This is a genomic window from Candidatus Lokiarchaeota archaeon, from assembly GCA_014730275.1.
GTDB lineage: Archaea > Asgardarchaeota > Thorarchaeia > Thorarchaeales > Thorarchaeaceae > WJIL01.
Map to the genome: position 1 here is coordinate 1 of WJIL01000149.1, position 7950 is coordinate 7950.

Sequence of the window (7950 nt, forward strand, 5' to 3'; positions counted from 1 at the left end):
ATATCTTCAATTAGAAAGGGAAAACATCCAGGAAAATTGGGCGCGAACCTGCAAGCTCCTCTAAGCTCATCTGAATGGGTCCTTAGAGTGAGAACATGGTTCCGTTCTGAAGAAAGATATCTTCTGATTTGACCTGCAGGAAGTTGTTCCTCGTACTTCTCTCCAACTTCGTTTATCTCTTCTCGAGATATTTCCTGACAGGTACATTTGCATTCAGGTTCAATGGAAGCGAATGGAACGAAGTAGTGCCAAGATGTACCGACTATCTCAAAACCAAACTGTTTGTAAAGGCCTTGTGCTGCAGCGTTGAAATCTTGGGTGTACAGATGTACGCTTTCACAATCTCGCTCTCGAAACCAATTGAGTGCATATTTCATGAGGATTTTCCCATAACCCTGCCCCCGGTAGTCTTTCGCAACTCCAATGCGTTGAAGATGTCCTTCGTTGTCTCCAAACTCATTCAGAATAAGTACACCAATGATACTGCCGTTGACTTCTAGGCAATAGAACCCTTCTCTCTTCAATAGGTCTTGGAAACTCTTCTTGCTGGTCTCATTATTCGGGAATATCTCCACATCTAGTTTTTGGTACTTTTCCCAATCTTCGCTTGTCATTGATCGAATTGTATAGTCGGCGGTCAATTATGCTACCTTCTGCTATTGAGAATGTTTACAAAGGCTCATTGAAAAACTCGTGGTCAAATTTTCTAGACTATCAGCTGCGAAATGAGTTTCCAAAGACCGTGAAGCGCGTGAAATCAACCAACAGAGATCCCCAATTAGTATACTACGTGAACGCATTATGCATTCTCATCTAAGTAGAAATTCTTGCGAGTCAATCATCTAGGAAGTGTTCGAGCGGTAAAGTAGTACCGAACATTGGTGATTTCATCCGCGATTTTCTGCGTGGTGGGTGCACTGGGTGCTTCGCGAGATTATACTTGACGTACGCCTTGGATTCATCGACAAGTATGTGTACCTGACAGCAGCTTGTAAGAGCCCTGCCACCAAGCGGTAGCTTTGAATTGCTTTCGGAAAGGCCCGCGGTTATTACGGTTACAACTCCTTTTTGCAATGTGAAAGCCTGTAACCTATGTGCCATGTGGGTAATTTGACGCGTTCCTTCCTGCGTTATACCTTCCCGGTGGTATATATCGGCTAGACCTGGAACGATAAGGGTTCTAGCGGGAACCTGTTCAAAGAATTCTTCAAGCTTATTGGTTACAAGATCATACGTTTGTGATGAATTGAATGCCCGTGAGATGAAGACGCGATCCATGACATCCTCTGGATCTAGGTTTTTCCACAGACAGTAATCGGCAAGGGTCGCAACATCCATGATGTTGTTGCTGTCAATTATGATGACAGGAGCACCCAAGCCACCTTTGTCCTCTGATTGCTGTGCAGAAACAGCAATCTGGAGAACGTCATCACGCAGCACCTTGTCACCATAGAAAAGGTGCATAAGCCCGGCTTCAAGTCCTCCGCCAAGTAGTTTATCGAGCGTTTCGCTACCTGTACTTACGACCTTACTCGTTTTCTGATCTGCAGTTCGGAATGACATATTTCACACAGTAATGTTTACGAAGGTCTATTAAACTCGCCATGGACAAACAGTCCAGATTTGCCCAAGTAATTCAACAATCAATGCAACGGGCTCCGATGTGAGAAATAACGGCCTTCGCAGATGAATTCGTTCGTGATGCAAAAGGAATCATAAACACCAATAAACCACCAAGCCAGGCGGCGAGTCCTCATGACACTGAATCTCAAGTATTCAAAGAGGACGCATCTTGAGAAATACTATTTCTGACAGTTTTTATCACGGTATCGAAATCCTTCGCCGCTTCTTGTTTATTCGTAGCGTCGATCCTAAAGTCAATATTGGACTCCTGAATATGGACTGTGATGATGATTTTATGTGAGAAAACGTGGTAAATGACTGGTATCGAGATGAAAAACACTGCAATGCCAGCTAGCGGAAGTAATCCGATAAGTTCTCCTCTCAGAAAGAACGGAGTTAGAACGCCGAAAGCAGTTGCTATAATACCAGAAATTACTGACACGGTCAGATGTATTTGACACCACTCGTCCAACCAGCTCCGCTTCATTCTGATAGACTTTCGATTTCTTGCTAGGATTTCATACTGGCGACCATGTGGTGTCTCCAACCACACATCAATGTGGCTCTGTATATCCTCTCTACTCACAGACATGGGCAAATCAATCGTTTCTTCACCCACATACCGCATTGTGCATCATCATCCTATAATATAAGCCGATTAAAAGATAAAAGGTTTGGCTAGCTTAACAGCCTATTCTTGAGACAAATCAATCTCAAAACTGCATTCAATATCGCCATCCAGAACTGATTTAATCTTCTTGATCTTAAGTGGTCGGTCCAAGGCTACCTCCCAAGGCTGTTTCGTGAATCCAGCACTACAATGGCATAACATTGAGGATACATCAACATCGTCATCTAGAATGCTCTCGCGGGCCCAAGGGCAATGGCAATAGTAGTAACGCTTCATGCGCTCATCAGTTTCTTCCAAATATTCCTTGGACATGTATGGTATTTTGGTATGATATACGGTATTCGCTCTCAGTTCTCCGGATAAGATATCGAGGCGGCTTCTAACGAATTGAAGAACATCATCTGTGATTTCTTGGGTGTAGAAAAGAGTACCCTCATCTCTGTGTTTCTTTAGCTCTGTAAGGGCTTCCGTTCTTTTTCTCTTCACGTATTCCTCTAGAGAACCTGCATCAAGGAACTTCTGACGTTCTTTTTCATAGTGCTTTCGGGGTATTCCATGTGCGACATCAGCCAAAATCTTCTTGCACGTCTTACTGTCCGCTTCTCGCTCAAGCCTATTCACCACCATTTCAGCTAAACGGATCTTCTTAGAAGGCAATAGTCCGAGAGGTGGCAAACTAAGCCCTTTGAATACTCTATCTCTTACATCTTTTCCAGCATTCTTGGATATGCTCTCATAAAGAACATCCAAGACCTCTGCGCCATCAGTCAATTCAAGAATCCCGAGGTATGTCTTAAGGTTCCCCACAAAATATGCATATCTCGCAAGGGCATGGAAAACATCGTAGGTGTTATTTCCGTTTTCAATGAGAACGGTAGTGTATTGCCAAAGATCAGCTTCATCGGCAGATTCGAGTGTCTTCCCTCTGTCTCTCAGATACTCTTCATACCGCCGAACATATTCAACTGATTCCTCGATCGCTTCATTTGACAAATCTCTGCTATTCAAGAAATCGATGTAACCGCGCGTCTTCATGCTTCTGCAACTTGGGATAGTCTATCTTTTCGGGTAAATACTATCTGTTTGGAGCAAAATCCAAGATAGCTCGTTTCCTCAGTTGATTCACTCACTTAACTGTAAGAAACGGGTTGTCTGAAAGCATAAGACCCGGGTTGTTCCATTCGTCTTTACTATGAAGTTGCTTTTCTTGCTCTGATTGAATACATGAGTGGTAATTGGATGTCCGTGTCTTCGTAATACCAGTAACCATCATCACGCTGCTTGAGGAAAGGAAATGCCTGGAAACTAGCCATAGGAAACTCATGAAGATATTCTAGCCGGAGCCCAGCTTGGACAATTGATGTTATGATATCACCCATGCTATGAGCCCATTCATAGTCTACACATGCTTCAAATGCCTTGTCTGTTTCTGCGTATGAACCATCAACATCAAACTGGTACGGCTCAGGATTATGAAAATATGTGTGTTTCAGTTTGAAGCCATCGGGGTTTTCGTTGTCAAACATCCATATGACAGGGTGAAATTCAACAATGTAGAAGATTCCATCAGGGTTCAGAAAATGAGTCACAATCTCAGCCCATTTCCGTAGGTCAGGAAGCCAGCAGTGCACTCCGTAGGATGTGAAGACGATATCGAACTGTTCATCAAGTACATCCTGCAAATCATAGATGTTGGACTCGATAAACTGCGCATCTATCTCTGTCATCTCAGTGAGTCTGCGTGCAAGCTTGATTGCTTCACCCGAAAAGTCAACCCCAGTCACCTTTGCACCCAGGCGTGCCCAAGATAGCGTGTCTAACCCGAAGTGACATTGAAGATGCAACAACGTTTTGCCACTGACATCTCCCAGCTCACTCAATTCTACGGAATTTAGCGTGGACTCGCCATTGAGGAACTCTTTTGTCTTGTAAGTCTTGGAGTCGTAGTGCAGTTTGGCAAACTCGTCCCACATCTCTTGGTTGGCTTCGAAATACTTCTTCAGATGATTCATGAGCTGTCAAGAGAAAGTCTTCGTATAAATTCGTCTATGCTCTAGGAACCAGTGGATAAATGCCAATGTGAAGGAAAACACGCATCTCCATACCCGCCACACATTGCGGCATTTCATGATAGAAACTTCGGACCATTCGAGCGCAAAATCTATTCAGAAAGAACTACTATGCTTAAGAGCGTCAAAATATGATTGTATGCTGGTGAAGAGATGGTTAAGCACCCAAGATATCAGGCTCAAGATGTTGGACGCATGGAAGAGATTCCAAGGGCATTTCGGAGGTATTGCCCAGATTCATACCAGATTGAGCGTGTAGAACCAAAAAGAGACAAGCAGGTAATTGGCCCAATTCCAAGACCAACCTTCAGGATTCTGAATGAGCAAGGAAACCTAATGGCACATTTTCATCCATATGGGCATAGCGAGTGTCATGATGAAACCTTTAGGGAGATATATGAGAAGATGGCATCGGACATCGAGAAGGCTGGGATTTCTGCATTGAATCGCTATGAGAAGCAATCTGGGGAGTAACCATAGAATGACTTCTACCGGTTTGAGGAGAGTTTCCAATTTTACAGAACACCTGCTGATTATGAAAAGCTGGTGAAACAATGCTATTCAGCAAGAAACCCAGAAAGAATCCTTAAGCTGGTAGAACAGCTCTTTGCGAACTTCATATCTCTTCTAGAGGAAAATGGAGTCTATGCAAAGAAGTATTCCGAAGTTCAAACAATCCCGCTATGAGCAAACTGCATGTTTGTTCGCGCCTCAGTTCGAACGCAACATCTTTTCGTGCATATCGAAGATACAACATGAAAGTACGTGTTGCAGCTCTAACACTCAGCCGTACGTTTTCCAACCAGTATCTCAATGCTGCCGAACTTGTGCACCTGCCGATTTTCACCATCAAATTTGAATGCGTGAAGTCCGTGATACACAGTAGGAATCATGAGCACTTCAGGGTCATTCAACGGATCTGCTGTTTGGCCAATCATTAGATCACCGTATGTAGCAATAACATCGAATACAGCTGAGGGAAGGGATATTGTTGCTTTCGTGGCTTCAACATCCTCTGCTTCTGCGTAGTACTTACAGAAGAAACCCCAGAAACGAGGATAGAGCCCGACTGGCCCCATGATTTCGTTAATGGTAATCGGAACCAACAACAGTGGGTATCCGACCATATCCTCGTTCCATCTCAATTTCTCATAAGCCTTGGTTTGATTGACCGTCTTGATGGCGTTCATACACTGGAATACGAAGAGCTGCCATCGTGCCTGTTCGGGCCCCATCTCTTTTGGGTCCTCACAGTCCACATCTACTTCAGGATCCCAATCTAAATCTATAACAGGTAGCCTATCCTTCAACAGTTTCATACGAAGATCAGCATCTTGGGACATGGCCGCAATCTGGTCAAAAGAAAGGACTTCATCCGATTCTCTTCTTTCGGTCATTCCGTGTTCACAATCTCCTGCGATTCGTACCACTCAGGGAATCTATCTTATCCACCTTGGCCAGCTATGGCCGCATTCTCAGCCTGATTATGAAGGGTTTCTCTACTTCCTGAAAGGCTCCTGTACGGAGGAATAGCGCTCAGGCAATTCAGCAAAACTTCGAGATCATTATCGGCCCCGTGATCTTTGAGTAGCTCACATACTAGGTCTTTGTTCAAACCATTATGTTCACAGAACCTTTCGACGTATCTGTAAGGTCTGATTCGTCGCTCTTCCATGCATGTTCTTCTTCTGTCGAAGACTTCCACAAGATAGACCACGAGATCTCCGAATAATTTCGAAGAAGGAATACGTACAGGCTTCTCCACCGAGGCGTCAGTGTTTGACCATGAATCCACCATCATATCGCCTCACATATGGAAAGCACATCGGTCTCTGTCGTGAGTGGCACGGGTTTTGCCTGAAGATGATGAGTCCTCACACGCCGCTCAAAAGCAGAGCTGTTCATGCGATACAGAACTGTCGGGCCAATGGCACCGGTTTCTCGTGAACCACGAAACTCTGGATTTATTCGCTTCATAGCTTCTTCATAGGCAGTGACAAATTCTACGGCATCAACCGAATCCTGCTGGAACATCGCGGCTATGGCGTAGTGGCCTCTGCTCTCCTCGATGATTCCAACAACGCTGTAATCAAGGACCTCATACCCGGTCTTCTCTGCGGTCTGCTGAATCGCTTTCGCAACCTGGTCTTCGGTGATCTTCTCACCTGCAAGGTTGACAACGTTTTCGCATCTACCGATAGAGCGGATGGTATAGGGGTCTATACTCTCGAAGGTCACCATGTCGCCGATACGGTAGCGATAGTAGCCTTGCACATTGGTGATAACTATCTCATACCGATTGCCGGCTTTGACATCGCTGAGTGGTATGACATCTGGGTTTTCCTGACTAGCCTGATCCTCTGGAATGAACTCGAAGTAGTTCGTGTTGGTAAAAAGCTGCATGCCTTCTAGGTCAGAGAGAAGCTGCCCAGCAAAGACACCTTCAGATGCACCATACAAGTTCCATAGGGTTACGTTCGGGAGGGTTTTGCTAATCCATTCTCTGTATGGGTCAGGATCGATGCCTGATGCCAAGAGTAGCCGCAGGTTCGGCCAGAGCTCTCCCACATCAAGTGTGCCATCGTCTCGAAGGGCATCCCGTATCCTAGATTCGTGTTTGGTGCCAGCAAGTCTGTCAAGCAACCACGGGCCGTACTGATTCTGCATCCTCCGGACAAGCGCTAGAGAGAGCGTTGTTATGCCTTGGATTCCCGTCACGTCACGCGTTGCCATGAGTTCAGCATACGTCCGCATCTTGCGATCCATATCATCGATATTGAACACGTCTTCGCCGGGTTCTATCAGCCGCTGGAACAGTGGGTTCTGATTTCTGGCATAGACGCCTGTTGCGTATCCCACTTTCACGCCGTTGATACTGCCAAGGTCAGGAGCTGCACCAAAGGTGATCAGTGTACCATCAACAATCTTGGGATTCTCAGGTTCAGCGTTCATGAATGCCATCCAGGCAAGTGCAGTTACGCTGCTTACGTCCTCAAGTCCCTTCTTGGTGGCCGGTAGTTTCTTCGGTTTCCCGGCGGAGCCTGAAGTCTTTAGGTACCAGTAAACAGGATCCTTGGTCAAGATGCCGCCGTTTGGGTCATCATACGTTAGATCAAAATACGGCTTCATGCTTCTGTAGTCTGACAGCGGAACCTTCTGTCTGAATTCATCGGGTGTTGTTATCTCATCAAAGCAATATCGTCTGCCAACGAGTGTATCTTTGTGGCGATCCAGAATCGACATGAGTTTCTCTTCACTCAGCTCTATGGACTTGTCGAGTACCTCATCGATACTTTTCTCCTTGCGTTTCGCATAGAACGAAACAAGCCTTCGCATTATTGACATCTGTCTTTTTCCTCCGATAGCCGCAGACACAATAGTCCGAGACTATCAGGATGAGAGATACAATGTTTAGTATAAGAGCTACGTCAACCACACCTAGGATATATGAAAGGTTATCTAGACGTTTTGAACTATGATAACCACTCCAACATATTCATTCTTCTTCTAAGTTCTTCAAAAATCGTATAAAGTTCTCATATTGCTTATATTGAAATCGCTTGGCCGTGTTTTCCCGCTTTTTGGCTGAAAATGGGATGTTTTTGCAGACAAAGTGCAATTTCAAGG

General features: G+C 45.0%; 9 protein-coding genes. 1 reads left to right on the plus strand and 8 read right to left on the minus strand.

Going from position 1 to position 7950, the window contains the following annotated elements:
• The 5 genes from GF309_16765 to GF309_16785 form a co-directional block, all read right to left on the minus strand.
• The coding region (locus GF309_16765) for a GNAT family N-acetyltransferase (protein MBD3160435.1) at positions 1 to 641 on the minus strand (641 nt) is incomplete at its 3' end.
• Positions 642 to 834: 193 nt separating this feature from the next.
• Positions 835 to 1563, minus strand: a complete 729-nt coding sequence (locus GF309_16770; GenBank protein MBD3160436.1) for a hypothetical protein — start codon at positions 1561 to 1563, stop codon at positions 835 to 837.
• A gap of 205 nt (positions 1564 to 1768) precedes the next feature.
• Positions 1769 to 2251, minus strand: a complete 483-nt coding sequence (locus GF309_16775; GenBank protein MBD3160437.1) for a hypothetical protein — start codon at positions 2249 to 2251, stop codon at positions 1769 to 1771.
• A 63-nt stretch (positions 2252 to 2314) separates the two neighbouring features.
• Entirely contained in the window at positions 2315 to 3289 is a 975-nt protein-coding gene (locus tag GF309_16780) for a hypothetical protein (GenBank protein ID MBD3160438.1), read from the minus strand.
• Between the two features lie 155 nt (positions 3290 to 3444).
• Entirely contained in the window at positions 3445 to 4266 is an 822-nt protein-coding gene (locus GF309_16785; protein ID MBD3160439.1) for a methyltransferase domain-containing protein, read from the minus strand.
• 210 nt (positions 4267 to 4476) lie between these two features.
• Here GF309_16785 and GF309_16790 point away from each other — a divergent pair, with 210 nt between their 5' ends.
• Positions 4477 to 4797 (plus strand): hypothetical protein, encoded by a 321-nt coding sequence (locus GF309_16790; GenBank protein ID MBD3160440.1) that lies wholly within the window; start codon positions 4477 to 4479, stop codon positions 4795 to 4797.
• Between the two features lie 302 nt (positions 4798 to 5099).
• Here GF309_16790 and GF309_16795 read toward each other — a convergent pair whose 3' ends face one another.
• From GF309_16795 to GF309_16805, 3 genes are read right to left on the minus strand one after another with little or no spacing between them, the layout of a single operon-like run.
• Entirely contained in the window at positions 5100 to 5720 is a 621-nt protein-coding gene (locus GF309_16795; GenBank protein MBD3160441.1) for a hypothetical protein, read from the minus strand.
• A gap of 47 nt (positions 5721 to 5767) precedes the next feature.
• A complete protein-coding gene (locus tag GF309_16800) occupies positions 5768 to 6124 on the minus strand; it encodes a hypothetical protein (GenBank protein ID MBD3160442.1) in 357 nt (118 codons plus the stop codon).
• Positions 6121 to 7668, minus strand: coding sequence for a hypothetical protein (locus tag GF309_16805; protein MBD3160443.1), 1548 nt, complete (start codon positions 7666 to 7668; stop codon positions 6121 to 6123). The genes GF309_16800 and GF309_16805 overlap by 4 nt, the downstream gene beginning before the upstream one ends.
• Positions 7669 to 7950 lie beyond the last annotated feature (282 nt).